Here is a 19,660-nt window from a genome sequence, read left to right as displayed (position 1 = left end):
GTCCTGTCAGCGTGTCAGGGCATCGAGAACGCGTGCCCAGGAGCGTTGTCCCTTGTGGAAGGAACTCATCTCGTATTTCTCGTTCGGCGAATGGATGCGATCATCGTCGAGCCCGAAACCAACCAGCAGGGATTCGATGCCGAGATAGGTCTGGAAATCGCCGACCACCGGGATCGAGCCGCCGCTTCCCGTCGTCACCGCAGGCTTCGGCCATTCGTCGGACAGCGCGTCCTTGGCCTTGGCGAGAAACGGCGAGTCGTAGGAAAGCTGGATCGCCGGCGAGCCGCCATGCGGGTGGAAATCGACTGAGCAGTCGGCTGGGATTCGCTCCCTGACGAAGGCCTGGAAAGCGGCGCGGATCTTTTCCGGATCCTGCTTGTGGACGAGGCGGAAGGACACTTTTGCCGAAGCTTCCGCCGCGATCACGGTCTTGAACCCTTTGCCGGTATAGCCGCCGGTAATGCCGTTGAACTCGGCTGTCGGCCGCGCCCAGGTGAGTTCGAGCACCGAGCGGCCCGTTTCGCCGGATGGGACCGACAGGCCGACAGGCCCAAGGAATGTCTCGGCAGTCTCGCCGAGCGTCTCCCACGACTTCAGGATCTGCGAAGGCGTCTCCTCGACACCGTCATAGAATCCCGGAATAGTGACATGCCCGTTCTCGTCGTGGATGTCGGCCAGGATCCTGGCCAGGATGCGGATCGGATTGGCGGCAGCACCGCCATAGAGACCAGAATGCAAGTCGCGGTCGGCGGCTTTCACCGTGATCTCCTCGCCGACCAGCCCGCGCAGCGCGACGCAGATCGACGGCGTCTCGCGGTCCCACATCCCGGTATCGCAGACAAGCGCGAAGTCGGACTTGAGCTCGGCCGCGTTTGCCTCGAGGAACGGCTTCAGCGATGGCGAGCCGGACTCCTCCTCGCCTTCGAAAAGGATCGTGATGCGGCACGGCAACCCGCCATGCACCTGCTTCCAGGCGCGGCACGCCTCGACGAAGGTCATCAACTGCCCCTTGTCGTCGGCCGAACCACGCCCCACGATCACCTGACGGCCGGGCTCGATCTCCTTCACCGATGGCGCGAACGGGTCGCTGTCCCAGAGCTCGATCGGATCGACCGGCTGCACGTCGTAATGGCCATAGAACAAAACATGCGGTGCGCCCGCCGGTCCGTCATGATGCGCCACCACCATAGGATGGCCCGGCGTGTCACGCATGCTGGCGTCGAAGCCGATCAGCTTGAGTTCCGCCACCAGCCATTCCGCCGCTTTACGGCAGTCTGCGGCGTAGGCTGGATCGGTGGATATCGACTTGATCCTGAGCAGGCCGAACAGGCGCTCCAGGCTCTCGTCGAGGTTTTTGTCGAGGCGGTCGAGGACGGGGGAAACTGAGGACATTTTATCAGGCCTTTCGATTCTGAGCGGCAACCCTAAAGCTGCGAGGCAGAAACGAAAAGCCGTCGGTCGTTGGACCACAGGCGCCGAAACGCAAAAAAATGCCGCCGTGGTGGAGGGGGAACCACGGCGGCCTTTACTCGAAACGATGCGGCAGCCCGGAGAGGGGGGATAGGCTGCCGCAAGTGTCCGGGATAGGCGGGGGACGGGCCTTGTTCCGGACGTCGGCGAAAAATGCCGATGGCGTTTATCTGTGTCTCCGAACGTGGCGATTCAAGGGCACGAAGATTACACTTTCGTAACATGCCCGTGATCGCTCGACCCGTGATCGATTGACCCCGTGATCGATCGACTTGTCAGGGAGTTTGCAGGAACCGGTGGTGAGGCCGCCTTTGGCATGGACCACGGCGCTGCGCCGCGCTATCCCTTCGTCCCATGAAAAAAGGCGATCATCTCTTCCTTGTCGACGGCTCCGGCTACATCTTTCGTGCCTATCACGCACTGCCGCCACTGACCCGCAAATCCGACGGGCTGCCGACCAGTGCCGTGCTTGGCTTCTGCAATATGGTGTGGAAGCTGACGCAGGACGCCCGCAACACCGATGTCGGCGTGGTGCCGACGCATTTCGCCGTCATCTTCGACTATTCGTCGAAAACCTTCCGCAACGATCTTTACCCCGAATACAAGGCCAACCGCTCGGCGCCGCCGGAGGATCTGATCCCGCAGTTCGGCCTGATCCGCCAGGCGACCAGGGCCTTCAACCTGCCCTGCATCGAGATGGAGGGCTTCGAAGCCGACGACCTGATCGCCACCTATTGCCGGCTTGCCTGCGAGGCCGGCGCCGACACCACCATCATCTCTTCCGACAAGGACCTGATGCAGCTGGTCGGCGCAACGGTCGGCATGTACGACCCAATGAAGGACCGTCAGATCGGGGTTCCCGAAGTCGTCGAGAAATGGGGTGTGCCGCCCGAAAAGATGATCGACCTGCAGGCGCTGACCGGGGATTCGGTCGACAATGTACCGGGCGTGCCCGGCATCGGGCCAAAGACGGCGGCACAATTGCTCGAACAGTTCGGCGACCTCGACGGGCTGTTGGCGCGCGCCGGCGAGATCAAGCAGGACAAGCGTCGCGAATCGATCATCGCCAATGCCGACAAAGCGCGCATTTCGCGTGACCTGGTGACGCTTAAGAACGATGTGCCGGTGGTCGGCGGGCTCGATGATTTCGTGTTGCACCCGCCCGACGGACCAAAGCTGATCGGCTTCCTTAAGACCATGGAATTCTCCACGCTGACCCGTCGCGTGGCCGAAGCGACCGGAACGGAAGCGGCTGACGTCAAAGCCGTTCCCGTCATTGTCGAGCGCGCCGACACGGCGCATGGCCCCGATGTGGGATTTGGAGTGCCGGCAGCCGCCGAAAGCGCGGCGGGCGCAGTGACAGACGAAGCCGGGGAAGCGGTGCCGGCCACCATCAAGGTGGAGCCCAAGGAAGGCGACACCCCTTCTCTTCTCTCGGCGCTTCGCTTCGAGGACGCCACCGCCAGGAAGATCGACACCAGCGCCTACGTCACCATCCGCGACACAGCAGCGCTGAGGGCGTGGGTGGCAGAGGCGGTGGAGACCGGCGTCGTCGCCTTCGACACCGAGACCACCTCAACCGACCCTATGCAGGCCGAACTGATCGGCCTCTCCATGGCCACCGCCCCCGGCCGCGCCGCCTATGTTCCGCTCGCCCATAAAAGCGGCAACGGTGACCTGCTCGGCGGCGGAGTGGTCGAAAACCAGATCCCGATCCGCGAGGCGCTTGGCATTCTGAAGCCGCTGCTGGAGGACAAGTCGGTTCTCAAGATCGTTCAGGAGCTCAAATACGATCTCGTCGTGATGAGCCGCCACGGCATAGACGTCGCCCCCTTCGACGACACCATGCTGATTTCCTACGTGCTCGACGCAGGCACCTCCGGCGGCCACGGCATAGCCGCCCTGTCGGAAAAGTGGCTCGGCCACTCGACCATTCCGCTCAAGGAACTGGCCGGCTCGGGCAGGAGCTTCGTCGGCTTCGACCAGGTCGATATCGACAAGGCGACGGCCTATGCCGCCGAGCACGCCGATGTGACGCTCAGGCTCTGGCGGGTGCTGAAGCCACGGCTTGCCGCCAAGGGCCTCGTCTCGGTCTACGAGCGGCTGGAGCGGCCGCTGGTGCCGGTGCTGGCGAGGATGGAGCAGCGCGGCATCTCCGTCGACCGGCAGATCCTGTCGCGGCTCTCCGGCGAACTGTCACAGGGCGCCGCGCGGCTGGAGGATGAAATCTACCAGCTCGTCGGCGAGCGCATCAACATCGGCTCGCCAAAACAGCTCGGCGACATCTTGTTCGGCAGGATGGGCCTGCCCGGCGGCTCCAAGACCAAGACCGGCCAGTGGTCGACCTCGGCGCAGCTCCTCGAAGACCTCGCCGCCGAAGGCCATGAGCTGCCGCGCAAGATCGTCGACTGGCGCCAGCTGACCAAATTGAAATCGACCTATACCGACGCGCTGCCCGGTTTCGTCCATCCCGACACGAAACGCGTTCACACTTCCTATGCCCTTGCCGCGACGACGACGGGCCGGCTGTCGTCCTCCGATCCCAATTTGCAGAACATTCCGGTCCGCACGATCGAGGGGCGAAAGATCAGGACGGCTTTCATCGCCGACAAGGGCAACAAGCTCGTTTCCGCCGACTACAGCCAGATCGAGCTGCGCGTGCTCGCCCATGTCGCCGAGATCCCGCAGCTCAAGCAGGCGTTCGCCGACGGCGCCGACATTCACGCCATCACCGCGTCGGAGATGTTCAACGTGCCGGTCGAGGGCATGCCCTCGGAGATACGCCGCCGCGCCAAGGCGATCAATTTTGGCATCATCTACGGTATTTCCGCCTTTGGCCTCGCCAACCAGCTGTCGATCCCGCGCGAAGAGGCCGGCGCCTACATCAAGAAATATTTCGAACGCTTCCCGGGCATCCGCGACTATATCGACGCGACCAAGGCCTATGCCCGCGAGCACGGCTTCGTCGAAACCATCTTCGGCCGCCGCATCCATTATCCGGAGATACGCTCTTCCAATCCTTCGGTCCGTGCCTTCAACGAACGCGCCTCGATCAATGCACGCCTGCAGGGCACCGCGGCCGACATCATTCGCCGCGCCATGATCCGCATGGACGATGCGCTGGAAAAGGCGAAGCTGTCGGCCCGCATGCTGCTGCAAGTGCATGACGAGCTGGTTTTCGAGACGGTGGAGGCAGAGGTCGAGGCGACCATCCCCGTCGTGCGCTATGTGATGGAGAACGCCGCGATGCCGGCGGTCTCGATGTCGGTGCCGCTGCATGTCGACGCCCGCGCCGCCAACAATTGGGAAGAGGCGCATTGATGCATATTACCCTAACTTATAAGGGTCCGGTGCAAGGCAACGCCAGAAAGCAGAGCGATGTGTGGCGGCTTAGAAAGTCGTTTCACAAACAACTACATAAGCTCAGCCTGACCGACGAGTTCGATTATGTCGAGAAATATGCCGAACAGGAAGCAGAAAATCTACATCCAAACATCGGCATCACCGTTGGAAGGTCGCTTTATGTTCCATTCGTGACTTCTAAGATAAAAACTCGATGCTCACTTTACATAAGAGTCTTAAGGGGCGTCAGGCAATATAATCCCGTATTAGGAAACGTCGATCTGGACAACAGAGTAAAAACGTTAATTGATGCCCTACGAGCTCCACAACAAATTGGTGAGACTAAAGAGTCAGATGGAATGGTTAGATTCGTCCTTCTAGAGGACGACTCACTGATCGACGGAATAACCGTGAAGTCCGATCATTATCTGGATGAAGATGACGAAAGTGTAGTTTTGGCAATTATAACTGCCGATATCCATCTCGCGCACGCGACCTGGGCCAATATGCATCTTGGTTATCCATCCGCCCCATTTTGATTTTCGCTGGTATGAGCCACACTAAGAGCTGCTTGAGAAAGATCCTTCAAGCCGCCTCGGCCAGGCACTTCGCACAGGTGCCGCGGAACTCGATCACTGCCTTCTTGGCGGCAAAGCCGGTCGAGCGCACCCATTCGTCGAGCCGGTGTCCGACATCATGGTCGGAGAATTCGGTCACCTGCCCGCATGTGTCGCAGATGGCAAAGGCGGTCATCGAATGGCTGTGGTCGTGCGGCTCGGCGCAGGCGACAAAGGAATTGAGGCTTTCGAGCCTGTGCACGAAACCGGACTTCACCAGCGTGTCGAGCGCGCGATAGACCTGCAGCGGTGCGCGGAAGCCCCGCTCGCGAAGCTGGTCGAGCAGTGTATAGGCGCTGAGCGGACCGCTGGCGGCCTCAAGTTTCTCGAGCACGCACAACTGGTTTTTCGTCAGCACATCCCTTGCCGCCATGATTCCGTATCCAACCCGTTCGCGCCGCTCGCACGTCATTTCCGCATGCAAGCGGCTTCAATTCTATCCAGATAGCGACGAACGGGCCTCTTTGCTACTGTTTCTGTGCCGGCATGGCCCAGAAGCCGGTCAACTCCGAGCAGGCCCAACTTCGAGCAGTTATTGGCGGCCGAGTAAATGAAAACGGCGGGAGCAGTTTCCGCCGCATCTATGCGTTTCCAGTCACTTCCGTGGCGGACCCTTGCGCTCGGCGGAGGCGGCCCACAGATTGATGTCGGCTTCGCGCGCATAGGTGTCGATTTCGGCGAGCTCGGCATCGCTGAAGTCGAGTGCCTTCAGCGCGCCGACGCAGTCCCCGACCTGCTCCGGCCGGCTGGCGCCGATCAGCGCCGAGGTCACTCGGCCCTTGCGCAGCACCCAGGCCAGCGCCATCTGCGCCAGCGTCTGCCCGCGGCGACCGGCTATGGCGTTCAGCGCCTTGATGTTGGCGATGGTCTTGTCGTTGATGAAGGCCGCCTTCAGCGACTTGCCCTGGCTGGCGCGGCTGCCCTCAGGGATGCCGCCGAGATATTTGTCGGTCAACATGCCTTGCGCCAGCGGCGTGAACACGATCGAGCCGACGCCGAGCCCCTCCAGCGTGTCGAGCAGACCGTCGTCCTCGACCCAGCGATTGAGCATCGAATAGCTCGGCTGGTGGATGACGCAAGGCGTGCCGAGCTGCTTCAATATGTCGGCGGCTTCGCGCGTGCGCTGCGAATTGTAGGAGGAGATGCCGGCATAAAGCGCCTTGCCCGAGCGCACCGCGCGATCGAGCGCGCCCATCGTTTCTTCCAGCGGAGTATCGGGATCGAAGCGATGCGAATAGAAGATATCGACATAGTCGAGCCCCATCCGCTTCAGGCTCTGGTCGAGGCTGGCCAGCACATATTTGCGCCCGCCCCATTCGCCATAGGGCCCGGCCCACATCTCATAGCCGGCCTTGGTCGAGATAATCAGCTCGTCGCGATAACCTGAGAAATCGGTCCGCAGGATTTCGCCGAAAGCCGTCTCCGCCGAGCCGGGCGGTGGACCGTAATTGTTGGCGAGGTCGAAATGCGTGATGCCGAGATCGAAGGCCTTGCGCGCGATCGCCTGCTTGGTCCGGTGCGGCGTGTCGTCGCCGAAATTGTGCCAGAGCCCGAGCGAGATCGCCGGCAATTTCAGGCCGGATCGCCCGCAGCGATTGTAGATCATTTTCTCGTAGCGGTTTTCGGCGGGCACATAGGGCATGGGAGATCCTCAAATTAAAGCGAGCACGGCAGTTCCCACCGCGAAAAAAGGGGGAGTCGGCTCTGCCTCTCACCCTTAGCCTCTCCCCGTTTCTATGGGGAGAGGGGTCGACGGTAAACTAGACGTGTCGCAATGACTGAAGCGCGCGCCCTATATCTTCTTGGCCAACAGCTCTTTCGCCTCCTTGACGCCCAGTGCCGCAGGCCGTTCGCATGTGGTCTGCATGGCGACGAACTTTCCGCTCGCGCCCGATCGCAGCATGCCGGTCATCACATCGACGGCATGCAGCGCCAGTTCCATCGAGCACCGATGCGGCCGGCCTTCCGCAATCGCCAGCGCCATGTCGGCGAGACCGGCGGTGCGGTAGTTGGCCATCATGCCGTGCGAATGCATCTGGTTGGCCACGCCAAACGGATGCTTCCATTTCGGCAGCTTCTTGACCGGCTTGGCGGCGTCGGTGATGCGAACGTCGCCGCCGAAGAAATTCGGATCCGGCAAGAACACCGTGCCCAACTCGCCGTAGAGCTCCATCGGCGCATGGCCATGGCTCCACACGTCCCAGCTCGTATTGAGCGTCACCACGGCGCCATTCTCGAACTCCATCACGCCGTGAATCGTGGTCGGCGTGGCGACCAGGATTTTTTCGCCCGCGCGAGGCTTGGACGAGATCGTGCGTTCTGTCGTGGGGATCGAAGCGAAGGCTGCCACCTGCTTCACCGGCCCGATCAGCTGGATCAAATTGGTGATGTAGTAGGGTCCGATGTCGAGCACCGGCCCAGCGCCAGGCTGGAAGAAGAAGTCCGGATTGGGGTGCCAATGCTCCATCCCATGGCTCATCACGTGGCATGTGCCGCTGGTGATCTTGCCGAGCTTGCCGGTATCGATCAGGTTGCGGACAAGCTGGTGCGCGCCACCGAGGAAAGTGTCGGGCGCCGAGCCGATGCGCAGTCCGTCTCTCTCCGCCAGCTTCTTCAAGTCGAGCCCTTCCTTGACCGACAGCACGAACGGCTTTTCCGAATAGACGTGCTTGCCGGCATCGAGGATCTGTTTCGACACCTCGTAGTGCACGGCCGGAACGGTGAGATTGACGATGATGTCGATGTCGCCGGCCTTGAGCAGCCCCTCGACCGTCTCGGCGCGCAGCTTGAACTCCTTCGCCCGCGCCTTGGCCGCATCCATGTTGATATCTGCGCAGGCGCGCATCTCGATGCCGCGAAACAGCGGCGCAAACGAGAAATACGCCTGCGAGATGTTGCCGCAGCCGATGACGCCGACCCCAAGCTTTTTTGCCATGCTGGTTTGCTCCTAATAGGTCTTGGCGGCTGCGATCGAGCGGCGCGCGAAGCGCTCGGCGTCGTTGGGATTGTCCTGTTCCATGACGTAGTATTTGGCGGCGCTCTTAGCGCGCAGCGCTTTGATCAGGCCGGTCCAGTTGATCGTGCCGTGGCCGACATCCGACCAGCCGTCCTCGTCGAGACCCTCGCCGGGCTTGGCAATGTCCTTGACATGGACGGCGGCGATGCGTTTGCCATATTTCTCGATCCAGGGCAGCGGATCGTCGCCGCCGCGCACCACCCAGGCCACGTCCATCTCCCAGCCGATATCGGGCGCTGCCGCCAGGATATGGTCCTGCGGCACCGAACCGTCGGCAAGCTTCTTGAACTCGAAACCATGATTGTGCCAGGCAAAGCCGTAGCCGGCTTTGTCAGCCGTCTCGCCGACCTTGGCCAGGCGGGCGCCGAAATTGCGCCAGCCTTCCGTGTCGGTCGGCCTGCTCTCGGCGACCAGATAGGGGCAGATCAGCAGTGTGATGCCGAGCGCGTCGGCGATTTTGCGCACACCGTCAAAATCCTTCTCGAGCGCATCGATCGAGAAATGGCCGGTCGGCATGGTGAGGCCGTTCTTGTGGAGTTCGGCACGAAATGCCTTGGGATCGTCATAGACGCCGCCGAACCCCTCGACCTGCGCATAGCCGAGCTCGCCCAGCATCTTCAGCACGCCTTCCCAAGGTTGGAAATTGCGGGCGCTGTAAAGTTGGAATGACCAATTCATCGGCTCTGTCCGTTCTCTGGGGGATGGATGTGCTTGAGGTGAAGTTCTTGGGAATGAGGTCCTGGGGCGTTACAGGCGGTTACCGGTTGCGGCGTCGAACAGCGAAGCGCGCATCGGATCAAAACCGATGCTCACGGTATCGGCGTTGTTTGGCGTGCGCTCGGATGTCACTCGCACCGTGAAATTCCGATTTGCGAGCTTCAGCCAGACCAGCGTGTCGGAACCCATGGGCTCGACGACCACGACATTTGACGTGGCTGTGAACGGCCATCCTGTGCCGCTATTGAACGCGACATGCTCGGGCCGGATACCGAACACGGCAGCCCCCGGCACGGGCTCCTTTTCGAAAGCGTAGGTGGCAAGCGGGATCCGCACATCCTCGGCGGCGAAGTGCCAGTTGCCATCGTCCTTCTCCAGCCGGCCGTCGAGGAAATTCATCGCCGGCGAGCCGAGGAAGCCGGCGACGAAACGGTTGACCGGGCGATTGTAGATGGTCTGCGGTACGTCGAGCTGCTGGATCACGCCGCCCTTCATCACCGCGATGCGGTCGGCCAGCGTCATCGCCTCGATCTGGTCGTGGGTGACATAGATCATGGTGTTCTGCAGCTTGCTGTGCAGCAGCTTGATTTCGACACGCAACTCCGCGCGCAGCTTGGCATCGAGATTGGAAAGCGGCTCATCGAACAGGAAAACGTCGACGTCGCGCACCAGCGCCCGCCCGATGGCCACACGTTGGCGCTGGCCGCCCGACAGCGCCGACGGCTTGCGTTGCAGCAGCGGCTCGATCTGCAGGATCTCGGCGGCCCGCGCGATGCGCTTGGCGATCTCGTCCTTGGCGATGCCGGCGACGCGCAGTCCGAACGACAGGTTCTTCTCCACCGTCATCTGCGGGTAGAGCGCATAGGACTGGAACACCATGCCGATGCCACGGTCCTTGGGTTCCTCCCAGGTGACGTTCTTGCCCTTGATGAAGATGCGGCCGTCCGAAACGTCGAGCAGGCCGGCAATGCAGTTGAGCAAGGTCGACTTGCCGCAGCCGGACGGCCCGAGCAGCACGATAAACTCGCCTTCGGCGACATCGATGTTGAGCGTCTCCAGCACCGAAATCGCGCCGAAATTCAGCGACAGGTCCTGGATCGAAACGCTGGGATTTTCGAGTCTTGTCATCATCATCCTTTCACCGCGCCGGCGGCGATGCCACGCACGAAGAGCTTGCCGGAAATGAAGTAGACGATGAGCGGTACCAGGCCGGTCAGGATGGTGGCAGCCATGTTGACGTTGTATTCCTTCACGCCTTGCACCGAGTTGACGATGTTGTTGAGCTGCACCGTCATCGGATAGGTGTCGGGACGGGTGTAGACGACGCCGAACAGGAAGTCGTTCCAGATGCCGGTCACCTGCAGGATGATGGCGACGACGAAGATCGGCAGCGACATCGGCAGCATGATACGCAAATAGATGCCCCAAAAGCCGGCGCCGTCGACGCGCGCCGCCCGGAACAGCTCCTCCGGCATCGAAGAAAAGTAATTGCGAAACAACAGTGTCAGGATCGGCATGCCGAAGATGGAATGGACGATCACCAGGCCGCTTAGGCTGCCGTAGAGGCCGATTTCGCGCAAGATGATGACGATCGGATAGATCATCACCTGATAGGGGATGAAGGCGCCGACGATCAGGATCACGAAGAAAGTGTCGGCCCCCTTGAAGCGCCAGTTGGCAAGCGCGTAGCCATTCACGGAAGCGATCGCGATCGACAGGATGACCGACGGAATGGTGATGCGCACCGAATTCCAGAAGCCGCGCGACAGCCCATCGCAGTTGAGGCCGGTGCAGGCGCTGGACCAGGCCTTTACCCAAGGCTCAAAGGTGATCTCGAGCGGCGGTGAGAAGATGTTGCCGAGGCGTATCTCCGGCATGCCCTTGAGCGACGTCACCACCATCACATAGAGCGGCAGCAGATAGTACAGCGCCATCACGATGAGCGTGCCATAGAGGAAGATGTTGCGGCGCGAGAACACATGCCGCGGCTTCGGCCCTCGCGGGCCGGATGCCTCAAGCCCGATAGAGTCCGTACCGGCAGGCAGGGAAACGGCAAGGTCAGACACGCTTCTTGCCTCCGAATTCGAGATAGGCCCACGGCACGATGACGACCACCACCGACAGCAGCATCATCGTCGAGGCGGCGAAGCCCTGGCCAAGGTTCTGGGCGAAGAACATGTAGTCATAGACATATTTGGCCGGCACTTCGGAGGCGATGCCGGGACCGCCGCTGGTCTGGGCGACAACCAGGTCGTAGACCTTGACAATACCGGCAGCGATGATGACCAGCGCGGTGATGAAGACCGGCCGCATCATCGGAATAATGATGAAGAGATAGGTCTTCAAAGTCGGTATCCCATCCACCCGCGCGGCCTTCCAGATATCCTCGTCGATGCCGCGCAGCCCCGCCAGCATCAGGCACATGATGAGCCCGGTGCCTTGCCAGAGCGCGGCGATCAATATGCCGTAGATGACGATTTCGGAATTGTAGAGCGGATCGAAGTTGAAGCTTTCCCAGCCGAGGCCGCGCACCACCCCTTGGATGCCGAACTCCGGGTTGAGCAGCCACTGCCAGACAAGACCGGTGACGATGAAGGAAAGCGCGAAGGGGTAGAGGAAGATAGTGCGGAACGTGTCCTCGAAGCGGATCTTCTGGTCGAGCAGCGCCGCCAGTATGAAGCCGATGACGAGAGAGAATACCAGCGACAGCACGCCGTAGATCAGGAGGTTCTCAATGGAGACCAGCCAACGCGGCGTCGACCACAGCCGATAATACTGGTCGAGCCCGACGAAGTTCAGCCGCGGCAGGAGCTTCGAATTGGTGAAGGAATAGAGCACCGTCCACGCGCTGCCGCCGACGAAGATCACTAGTGCGGTGAGGACCATCGGAATAGAGGCAACCTTGGCGTTAAGATTGCGGAAGAGTTGGTTGGGGCGTTCGCTCTTGCTCATCTGCACAGCCGGGCTGGATCGGGTAAGGGCGGGAGGGTCAAGACCTTGACCATGAGGGCCTTGACCACGAGCTCCCGGCCCCGCGGCGGGCCGGGAGCGAGCGGTTCGTCGATCGTCAGTCCGCTGAGGCGACGATGTCGGCGAAGCGCTTTTGCGCCTCTTCCACGGTCATATCCGGCTTGGCGAAGAACTCCGAGAAAAGGTCCTCCTTCTGCTTTTGGGTGTCCTGCGTCAGCAGCTGGTCGGTCCAGGGCATGACGCTGCCCTTGGCCAGAATGGCGAGCCCTTTCTTCATGCAGTCGTTCGCCGCCTGGAGGTCGATGTCGCCGCGCACCGGCAGCGAACCCTTCTTGAGGTTGAAGGCGACCTGCGTCTTGGGGTCGAGCAGCGTTTCGGCCAGCGCTTCCTGCGCCTTGGACTTTTCAGCGTCTTGCAGCAGCGGGAAGTAAAAGGCGTCGCCGCCGGTGGCGATGACCTCGTTCAGGCCAAGGCCGGGAAGACACGTATAGTCCTTGCCGGCGGTCTGGCCGGCTACCTGGAATTCGCCCTGCGCCCAGTCGCCCATGATCTGGCCGCCGGCCTTGCCGGCAATGACGAGATTTGTGGCCTGGTTCCAGTCCTGCACATTGGTGTTCTTCGCCATCTTACGGGCATCGTCGGCGGCCTTGAACACCTTGGCGACCTCGGGCCCGGCAGCGAATTCCGCGTCCTTGTCGCGATAGACCTTCAAGAAAGTATCCGTGCCGCCGACCGCCGTAAGCAGCACGTCGAAGGTCCCGGAGGATTGCCAGGGCTGCCCGCCGACCGCGAGCGGTATGATGCCCGCTTTTTCCAGTGCAGGGGCGGCTGCGACATACTCGTTCCAATTCTTCGGCACCGGCACGCCGGCCTTTTCGAAAGCAGCGTTCGACAGCCACAGCCACTGCCAGGAGTGAATATTGACCGGCACGCAATAGATCTTGCCGTCGAGAGTACAGCCGTCGAGCAGGCTCTTGGGCTGTACGATTTCCGCCCACTTGTCTTTGGTGGCGAGATCGGTCAAGTCGCGCATCAGACCGGCCTGCACCAATTCTTCCGCTTGCCGGCCGTGGTTGAACTGGGTCGCGCCCATCGGGTCGCCGCCAGTGATGCGGCTGATCATGATCGGCCGCGCCGTGCCGCCAGAGCCGGCGATAGCGCCGTCGATCCAATGATTGCCTGTCGCGTCGAACGCCTTGGCGAGTTCGGCGACCGCTGCCGCCTCGCCGCCCGAAGTCCACCAATGGGTGACTTCCAGATCCGTCGCTGCCGCCGGGCCGGCGAATTGCAGCACGGTTGTCACTGCCAACGCAGCGGTCATGAATTGGTATCGCATTTCGGCTCCTCCCAGAATCTGAAACGTTACAGATTTTCGATACGGCAATTGCGTTAGGGGTGCAACCCCGAAATACGAGCGGTTCGAGATTTTTTCGAGCCGCGAACAAATCCGCGTGCCACTTGCCGGCCGTGCGCCGCAGGAAAATAGGTTGCACCGCAAAAATGATGCTGCAATGCACGAAATTCGGCCAAATTCTGTTCCGCTGGCAAGCGCTTGCCGACGGCCAACGACTTTGGCTCCAATGGAATGTCGCTCGCGCAAAGCACCTGCCCCAAACCGTTGCGCGATGGCAAGTGACAATCTGTAACGTTTCAGTATATAGGTGCTCATCAGGCGGAGAGTCGCGGGCGAGTCACAATCCGCCGATTGCCGGTCTGCACGGCAACTGCTATGCGCCTGACGGGCGGGATGAATGGACAGACATCGAACGGAAAAGGACGAAGAGGCGTCGGGACAGGGCCGGCCGACGCTGAAGACGCTTGCCTTCATGACCGGGCTGGGCGTCACCACCGTGTCGCGGGCGCTGAAGGACGCGCCCGAAATCGGCGCCGAGACCAGGCGGCGCGTCCAGCTCGTCGCCAGACAGATCGGCTACCGCCCCAACCGCGCCGGCGTGCGGCTGCGGACCGGCAAGACCAACGTCATCAGCCTCGTGCTCAACACCGAGCACGAGATCATGAGCTTTGTCTCTGACATCATCTACGGCGTCTCGGAAGTCATCGCCGACACGCCTTATCACCTGATCGTCACGCCGTACTCACGCTCGCAGGATCCCTTGGACCCGATACGCTATCTGGTGGAGACCGGCTCCGCCGACGGCGTCATCATTTCGCGCACCCAGCCGAATGATCCCAGGGCCCGCTACATGCTGGAGCGTGGCATCCCCTTTGCCACGCACGGCCGCACCGACATGGGGCTGATCCATCCCTATCATGACTTCGACAACTACGCGTTCGCGACCGAGGCTGTGCGCCACCTGGCCGGCATCGGCCGCCGCAGGCTGGCTCTGCTGGCACCGCCGGTCGAGCTGACCTATCACCGCCATGCGCTGAACGGCTTTACCGATGCGCTGAGCGAGGTCGGCGCCAGCGAGATCCCGTTCAACACCGTTTCGATCGACCATTCGATCGAGCAGATCAGGATGAGGACCGCGCAGCTGATGCGCCGCGACGTCAGGCCGGATGGCTTCGTCAGCAGCGCCGCCGCCGCGACGCTCGCCATCGTTGCCGGCATCGAGGACGCCGGCCTCAAGCTCGGCCGCGACGTCGACGTGGTGTCCAAGCAGTCGTCGGACCTGCTGCATCTGTTCCGCAGGGAATTGCTGGTCGTCAACGAGGACTTCCGGCTGGCCGGCGCCGAGCTCGCCCGTTCCGTGCTGGGCTGGATCGGCGGCGCCGCACCTGGTTCCCTCCAAAGCCTAAGCACCCCGACTGAGGTTCTGGCCTATCGCCGTCCCGGCTAGAGCGGGATATGCTCGAATTGAGCTGGTCTCCACATGGGGGCGGACAAGAAATTCGGAAACCGAGCTTCCGGAATTGATCTCGGATCTCGTGCGCGGCTTCGACGGCGTGCTCCGACAGCTCCGTGGCCGCCCTGAACGTCCCACAGGGTCAAACTATCTGATCAAACTGACGCTCAACGAGGTCGCCGCAGCATCGGGACGAGCGTCGGCGACGAACCGACCTGGATCGCGCCGAGCGATTCGAAGCCGTGCCGCTGGTAGAATGATATGTTGCGCGGGTTCGATGATTCCAAATAGGCCGGCGCGTGATCGCGGTCGCACTGCGCGAGTGCGTACGCCATCAAGGCATCGCCGTGACCTTCGCCTTGATGCGCCGGGTCGACGCCGATCAGGGGCAGGTACCAATGCGGTTCGGTTGGGTGATACGTGGCCATCTGCTCGAATATGGCCGCGGTTTCAGGGGCGAGAGAGGATTCAACCGTGCTCTCGAGCACGGCGCCAAGCTCTTCCTCGTCGGAATGCACGCCGGGCGGCAGCCACAGCGCCGTCCCGGCGTAGCCGTCGGTGCAAAAGGCGCTTCCGCTTGAGAATGCCTTGCGCCCGAACGCGCGGGCCATTCGCGGCATGGCTGCGAGGTACGGGTGTGCATGCGGCCAGGTCCATCGCGCCATAGGGTCCGCTGCAAACGCCAGCACGATTATCTCGACCGCTGAATCTTCATCGGCTGCGGCCATAACTCTCACCGTCGGCGATTTCATGCTGCCCTCCTGACGTAGGTGGTTCGACGAGGCGCCCGCGCCCGCTCTCAGCCACGCATCGTAACCCGGATGGAGTGGGAGCGATACCGGTTGCTGTCGGCTCAGCGGTTCTGGAAAAGCTGAAGCGTTCTCCTGGTCACCAGCGATGTCCGCTTCTGGAGGACGGCAGGGGCCAGCGGAATGACCGGGATTGGGCGCAGTCCCGACGTCCAGATGGCGAACGGCCGGACCGGCCCGAGAAACGGCACGCTTGAGATCACCCGCGCAGGGCTCTACTAATCCGAAAACCTCACGCTCACGCCGCGCTGCCGAAAATAGGCCTGCATCAACTTACGCCCCGAGCGGTTGTTCTGCGCCAACTTGGTCGGATCGAACACCGCCTGTTTTATCCCTTCTCGTGTCAGCGCCGCTTTAAGCGTCGCGATATGTGCGTCGATGTCGGCATTGTCCGCCCGCAGCGAGGCATAGATACTTTCGGTCGCCTCGGCCACGGTAGGTTCGCTCACAGGTGTCTTCCTTTGGTTGGTTGAGCGGCGGCTTACCACAGATTCGCGGCTCCGCGATACCGATGAGACCGACAATCGTCTCTACCGGAATAGCAGGTTCCTGGCGCGACCCCGACCCCAGTTGGTGGCTGGGGATATCTGCTTTCTGGCAACCGCAAAATTGAACTCTAGGTCTAAGTCTCGGCGCTAACCTGCCGCCCCGCTGCCCCACGGGCCATGGAATGCGCCCGGTCCGTCGATGCGCTCGAAGCCGTGGGCGCCGAAGAAATCGCGCTGCGCCTGGATCAGGTTCGAAGTGCCGCGGCCCTGGCGGTAGCTGTCGAAATAGGCCAGCGCCGACGACAGCGCCGGCACCGGTGAGCCAGCCTCCGATGCCCTTGCCACGATGCGTCGAAGCGACGGATGCGCCTCCTGCATCATTGTGATGAAGGCCGGTGCCGTCAGCAGATTGGTGACCGCCCCGCCCTTGCCGAAGGCTTCCGCCATCGTGTCCAGCATTTGCGAGCGGATGATGCAGCCGGCCCGCCAGATCTTGGCGATGGTCGGCATCGGCAGGTTCCAGTTGAATTCCTTCGACGCACCGCTCATGACAGCGAAGCCCTGCGCATAGGCTGATATCTTGCCGGCGAACAGCGCCAGTTCGAGATCGTCAAGAAGCGCGTCCTTGTCTCCGGAAATCTTGGTCACGCCGCCATTGCCATAGGCCTTTTCGGCGGCCAGCCGCTCGTCCTTGATCGATGACAGCACGCGCGCCGCCACCGCCGCCTCGATCGCCGTGGCCGGAATGCCGAGCTGCTGCGCCTCGATCACCGACCATTTGCCGGTGCCTTTCTGGCCGGCGCGGTCGAGGATGATGTCGACCATCGGCTTGCCCGTCTTCGGATCGTCGGCGGCCAGAACCTTGGCAGTGATCTCGATCAGGTACGAGCTGAGCCTGCCCTTGTTCCAGTCGGCGAAGACTTGTGCGATCTCCTTCGGCCCCATGCCTAAGCCGTCACGCAAGATGCCGTAGATCTCGGCGATCATCTGCATGTCGGCATATTCGATGCCGTTATGGATGGTCTTGACGAAATGCCCCGCGCCATCGGTGCCAAGCCATGCCGCGCAGGGCTCATCCGTGAACTTGGCCGAAATGGCGGTCAGCACCTTTTCGACGCGCTTCCAGGACTCTTCCGTGCCGCCGACCATGATCGACGGTCCATGGCGCGCGCCCTCCTCACCGCCGGACACGCCCATGCCGATGAAGGTGAGGCCCGAATCGGCCAGCTCGGAGAAGCGCCGCATCGTGTCACGGAAATTGGCGTTGCCGGCATCGATGACGATGTCGTTGTCCGAGAGCACGCAGCGCAGCGCCGCGATCTGCTCATCGACCGGCTTGCCGGCCAGCACCATGATGATGATCGGCCGCGGCGGCCGGATGGCCGCAGCGAGTTCCTCCAGGCTGTAGCAGGGCACGACCATGTCCTTCAGCGCGCCGGCATTCTCGACAAAGGCGTCGGTTCGTGCGGCGGTGCGGTTGAAGACGGCTATGCGGTGCCCCTTCTCGGCGATGTTGAGCGCCAGGTTGGAACCCATCGTGCCAAGGCCGATCAGGCCGATTTCGGCTTTTTCCATCGTTTCTTCCCTGCTTTCGGATCTTTTGTTGAGGCCGCGATTTGTGGCGACGCCCGTTCTTCTTGGGATGCCATTCTTGTCGAAAATGCCATTCTTGTCGAAAATGAATGACGGGCCTTCAAGGCCGCGTCAACCGCCTCGCCGAAATGTGTGCGCAGGACTGCCGGCTGGTCCTCATCGCCTGATATCGATCGGCGCCTCGATCTTCACGATCTCGAAATCCGAAACGAGGATATCGAGCCGCGCCGTCCATCGGCCGGGGACCGGGACGACGAGATCGTCGACACGCCAGGTACCATCGTCGCGCTTTGTCGCCGCGCGTTTGATCGGCTCGATGCCGGCATCGGGTTTTGACAACACCAACGTCACTTGCTTAGCGTCGAGCGGGCCGAAATCGCCGGTAATGATGGCGATAGACGCCGCAACCGACCCAACATGGCCGGGCGTGATGCTGAGGTCGGCCATCGCCCTCGGCGTGTGGATATGGATCGATGCCGGCTGCGCTGCGGCGATCGCCAGCGCGCGGGGCGGTGGCGTGAAGCGCCAACCGGCGGCAACACCGAAAATCGCCAGAACGATCAGCATTTCAATGCCGATCGAGCGGACCAGCCTCCTCTGTACTTCCGTCTCTCCCGCTTCGGCCGGACCGGTCAACTTCCAACGGTTGGTCGCGGCCAGCGTGAACAGGAAGAACAGCAGCCCCAGCTTGATCAGCAGCAGCCGGCCATAGGCGGTGTCGAGCAAAGCTGCGGGCGCTTCCACCTGGATGATGGCCAGCACGATGCCGGTGGCCGCAAGGACGGCCACGACAGGCAGGATCGCCTGAGAAAACCGGCGCAGGAAAGGCGTGGCCTCGACCGGCTTCCGCCACATGGCGAGGCCGAGCGGCGCCAACGCCCCGGCCCAGAAGGCAATGCCGGCACCGTGCAGGAACACCATCGGCCGTGTCAGCCATTGCGGTTCGGCGGCACTTGCGTGCCCGCTGGCGACAAGGGCGGCACCGACACCGGCCAAGCCGGCAAGGGCCAACAGTCTTGCACTGCCGCGTGGCCCGGCCAGCGACAGCAGGCCAAGTCCTAGCGCCACCAGCGCGACCAGCACCGTCCGGCCGAAGCTTGTGCCGAGCCCGGCCTGCCAGACGCCGGGCTGCGTCAGCCGGACGAGCGGCGCACCGAGCGCGTCCAGTCCCTGCAAGCCGAGCGACACCGGCGCCGCGACAAGGCCGCCCAGGATTGCGGCGATGACGAAGCGCTGGCCGGAACGCCCGCCCTTTGCCAGCCAGGCGATGGCGAAGGCGCCGCCGACACCTAGAAAGAGACCGATATAGAGAAAGACCTTGCCGATCCAAATCGCCGACCTCAGGCCCCGGTCGACGGCGTCGGAGGCGGCCGGCGCAGCACTCGGCGCGCCGATGGAAAACAGCACCGAGCCGCCGACCGGATGACCATCGGCGGAAATCACCCGCCAGCTCAGCACATGCGTGCCGGATCCGAGCGTTTGCGGATTGTCGATCTCGACCGTCTGGTCATTGAGGCGGAACGCTGTCAGCGGGAGCGGCGTGCCATCGGGCCGCACCAGAGTGAGCACCAGTGGGGAGACCGGCTCGCTGAAAGTCAGCGAAAATTGCGTCGGGCTTTGTCCCAGCACCGTGCCGTCGGCCGGATCGGTTGTGACCAGCGCCGCATGGGCAAAGGCCTGACTTGGCACGGCGATGACGGCGAGCATGATCGCGGCCAGAAAGCCAATGGCAGGCCAATTGGCGCGCTTGCCGAACCTGCAGATCGCCCACCGAAAAGATACTACGGTCATATCGTTGTCACGAAAACGCGGCGCGCTCTTTCGAACGGAG

The 19,660-nt window shown here is 62.2% G+C and carries 16 protein-coding genes; 3 read left to right on the top strand and 13 right to left on the bottom strand.

The window, feature by feature from the left end:
* Positions 1-6 precede the first annotated feature (6 nt).
* Complete coding sequence (locus AC0L26_RS22785) at positions 7-1,392, bottom strand: M20/M25/M40 family metallo-hydrolase (RefSeq protein ID WP_473634612.1); 1,386 nt, start codon at positions 1,390-1,392, stop codon at positions 7-9.
* A 432-nt stretch (positions 1,393-1,824) separates the two neighbouring features.
* Between AC0L26_RS22785 and polA the strand changes: the two genes are divergently transcribed.
* Both polA and AC0L26_RS22775 read left to right on the top strand, forming a co-directional pair.
* Complete coding sequence (gene polA, locus AC0L26_RS22780) at positions 1,825-4,791, top strand: DNA polymerase I (protein WP_473634611.1); 2,967 nt, start codon at positions 1,825-1,827, stop codon at positions 4,789-4,791.
* Positions 4,788-5,351 carry a hypothetical protein gene (locus tag AC0L26_RS22775; RefSeq protein ID WP_473634610.1) on the top strand — a complete coding sequence of 188 codons (564 nt, stop codon included), beginning with the start codon at positions 4,788-4,790 and terminating at the stop codon, positions 5,349-5,351. The genes polA and AC0L26_RS22775 overlap by 4 nt, the downstream gene beginning before the upstream one ends.
* A gap of 46 nt (positions 5,352-5,397) precedes the next feature.
* Here the strand turns inward: AC0L26_RS22775 and AC0L26_RS22770 are convergent, their stop codons facing one another.
* The 8 genes from AC0L26_RS22770 to AC0L26_RS22735 form a co-directional block, all read right to left on the bottom strand.
* Positions 5,398-5,802, bottom strand: a complete 405-nt coding sequence (locus AC0L26_RS22770) for a Fur family transcriptional regulator (RefSeq protein WP_023675234.1) — start codon at positions 5,800-5,802, stop codon at positions 5,398-5,400.
* A 222-nt stretch (positions 5,803-6,024) separates the two neighbouring features.
* Positions 6,025-7,071, bottom strand: coding sequence for an L-glyceraldehyde 3-phosphate reductase (gene mgrA / locus AC0L26_RS22765; protein WP_473634609.1), 1,047 nt, complete (start codon positions 7,069-7,071; stop codon positions 6,025-6,027).
* A 150-nt stretch (positions 7,072-7,221) separates the two neighbouring features.
* Positions 7,222-8,364 carry a Gfo/Idh/MocA family protein gene (locus tag AC0L26_RS22760; protein ID WP_473634608.1) on the bottom strand — a complete coding sequence of 381 codons (1,143 nt, stop codon included), beginning with the start codon at positions 8,362-8,364 and terminating at the stop codon, positions 7,222-7,224.
* A gap of 12 nt (positions 8,365-8,376) precedes the next feature.
* Positions 8,377-9,123: a sugar phosphate isomerase/epimerase family protein gene (locus AC0L26_RS22755; RefSeq protein ID WP_473634607.1), complete on the bottom strand. Its 747-nt coding sequence runs from the start codon at positions 9,121-9,123 to the stop codon at positions 8,377-8,379.
* 69 nt (positions 9,124-9,192) lie between these two features.
* Complete coding sequence (locus AC0L26_RS22750; RefSeq protein WP_473634606.1) at positions 9,193-10,290, bottom strand: ABC transporter ATP-binding protein; 1,098 nt, start codon at positions 10,288-10,290, stop codon at positions 9,193-9,195.
* A gap of 2 nt (positions 10,291-10,292) precedes the next feature.
* A complete protein-coding gene (locus AC0L26_RS22745) occupies positions 10,293-11,228 on the bottom strand; it encodes a carbohydrate ABC transporter permease (protein ID WP_473634605.1) in 936 nt (311 codons plus the stop codon).
* Positions 11,221-12,114, bottom strand: a complete 894-nt coding sequence (locus tag AC0L26_RS22740; protein WP_473634604.1) for a carbohydrate ABC transporter permease — start codon at positions 12,112-12,114, stop codon at positions 11,221-11,223. Before AC0L26_RS22740 ends, AC0L26_RS22745 begins: the two co-directional genes overlap by 8 nt.
* Before the next feature lie 115 nt (positions 12,115-12,229).
* Positions 12,230-13,468: an ABC transporter substrate-binding protein gene (locus tag AC0L26_RS22735; RefSeq protein ID WP_473634603.1), complete on the bottom strand. Its 1,239-nt coding sequence runs from the start codon at positions 13,466-13,468 to the stop codon at positions 12,230-12,232.
* A 415-nt stretch (positions 13,469-13,883) separates the two neighbouring features.
* Between AC0L26_RS22735 and AC0L26_RS22730 the strand changes: the two genes are divergently transcribed.
* The gene (locus AC0L26_RS22730) at positions 13,884-14,933 is read left to right on the top strand and encodes a LacI family transcriptional regulator (RefSeq protein WP_473634602.1); all 1,050 of its coding nucleotides are present in this window, start codon (positions 13,884-13,886) and stop codon (positions 14,931-14,933) included.
* A 173-nt stretch (positions 14,934-15,106) separates the two neighbouring features.
* Here the strand turns inward: AC0L26_RS22730 and AC0L26_RS22725 are convergent, their stop codons facing one another.
* The 4 genes from AC0L26_RS22725 to AC0L26_RS22710 form a co-directional block, all read right to left on the bottom strand.
* The gene (locus AC0L26_RS22725; protein ID WP_473634601.1) at positions 15,107-15,691 is read right to left on the bottom strand and encodes a GNAT family N-acetyltransferase; all 585 of its coding nucleotides are present in this window, start codon (positions 15,689-15,691) and stop codon (positions 15,107-15,109) included.
* 275 nt (positions 15,692-15,966) lie between these two features.
* Positions 15,967-16,197, bottom strand: coding sequence for a hypothetical protein (locus tag AC0L26_RS22720; RefSeq protein WP_192243035.1), 231 nt, complete (start codon positions 16,195-16,197; stop codon positions 15,967-15,969).
* 186 nt (positions 16,198-16,383) lie between these two features.
* On the bottom strand, positions 16,384-17,811 hold the full coding sequence (gene gndA / locus AC0L26_RS22715; protein WP_473634599.1) for an NADP-dependent phosphogluconate dehydrogenase: 1,428 nt from the start codon (positions 17,809-17,811) through the stop codon (positions 16,384-16,386).
* Between the two features lie 174 nt (positions 17,812-17,985).
* A complete protein-coding gene (locus AC0L26_RS22710; protein WP_473634598.1) occupies positions 17,986-19,620 on the bottom strand; it encodes a copper resistance CopC/CopD family protein in 1,635 nt (544 codons plus the stop codon).
* Positions 19,621-19,660 lie beyond the last annotated feature (40 nt).

This window comes from Mesorhizobium sp. WSM4823 (genome assembly GCF_055811195.1).
This window is presented reverse-complemented; position numbering and strand designations above follow the sequence as displayed.